General features: G+C 51.6%; 1 protein-coding gene. It reads left to right on the forward strand.

Annotation, left to right across the window (positions count from 1 at the left end):
- Positions 1–1,043: 1,043 nt before the first annotated feature.
- A partial coding sequence (locus tag CON77_RS15050; protein WP_157827004.1) for a ParA family protein occupies positions 1,044–1,220 on the forward strand: 177 nt, incomplete at its 3' end.

Below are 1,220 nucleotides of genomic sequence, written 5' to 3' on the forward strand. Positions count from 1 at the left end.
GGCGCTGGCTGCGGACGTCATCACCTCAGTGGGTGATGCCTTGCGCAAAAACCAGCTTGACCTCGAAAAATACACTCTGCAGCCTGCCTGACCTGCACACTGGCTGGTTCATGCGTGAGCTGGCCAGTATCCAGCGCCACCAAGGTGCTGTTCGTTTCCAAGCTCGATACCCTGGCTACCGAGCTTGGCTTCAAAACCCCTAAAGAACCTGCGGCACCTACATCTCCAACACTTGAGTCAACTTTGGCCCATGTGTTCGTGCAAAAACCCGTCCGCTGCAATAAGTCCTCACCTTCGAGCGTACCAGCAGCCCTGTACAGTCACGTTCCGACTTCGCAGCCATCTCCTCTCTCTTGCGTTTTTCTGGTTCGCCTGCCAAGATGCCGCAGGCTCAAGCCACCGCCCAAACAACGAAGAGTCTCATTGCGCTCAAACCACTGGAGCCTGCGCCCCCCCACCCAAAGCAACTGAATTAGGGTGGAAACTGCTAGAGGCGTGCAGTACCAAGACATCAGCAGTCCGACGCTCATCAAGAGCGCAAGTTCGAGAACCGAGGCAGCGGGTGCTATTTTCCAAGTTGAGTGGCGTTTTCGGCGGGGGCCACAAGGCTATGAACTGGGGTGGTTTGCCGGGCTGGGGGGTCAACGGTGGGCTACCTTCTTTGGGCAAGCGCAGTCGTTAACCTCATCCTGAACTTTCAGCTGCATACAAGTTACAAGTGATGAACCATCTTGGCTGGCTCGAACTTATAGCATTAGGTTTAACCTTAATATTGTCTGACTCCGGAATTGAAGCGCTTCAATTTTGACAAATAGCGCGAGTGTCAGGTACTTTGAAGTTCGAAGTGTCAAAATTTGCTATTGGGGCTCAATCTAGACACCAAATTGAAGCGCCTCAATTTTGAGCTGTGTGCTATCCTTATTGGTCAAAGCACTTACGATATCTTTTACTTATGCTAGAATAGCAAAAGCATCTGAATAGAGTTTGAGAGTAATAACTTTGCTTCCAATCGCTCTATACAACCGAACCATGAAAGCATAAGCATGACTGTTGTAGTTTTTGGCCACGAAAAAGGCGGCGTAGGTAAGACCTCGCTGGCACTGAACTTCACGGCTCTAGCCGCTGAGGATGGCGTTGATGTAGTTCTACTGGACACTGACCGACAGCAATCTGCGGCTAACTGGCTGGGCTTGCGAATGAACTCGCCCGAGCTGCGCAAG

The organism is Macromonas nakdongensis (assembly GCF_002837145.1).
In the GTDB taxonomy this organism is placed as follows: Bacteria; Pseudomonadota; Gammaproteobacteria; order Burkholderiales; family Burkholderiaceae_C; genus Macromonas_B; species Macromonas_B nakdongensis.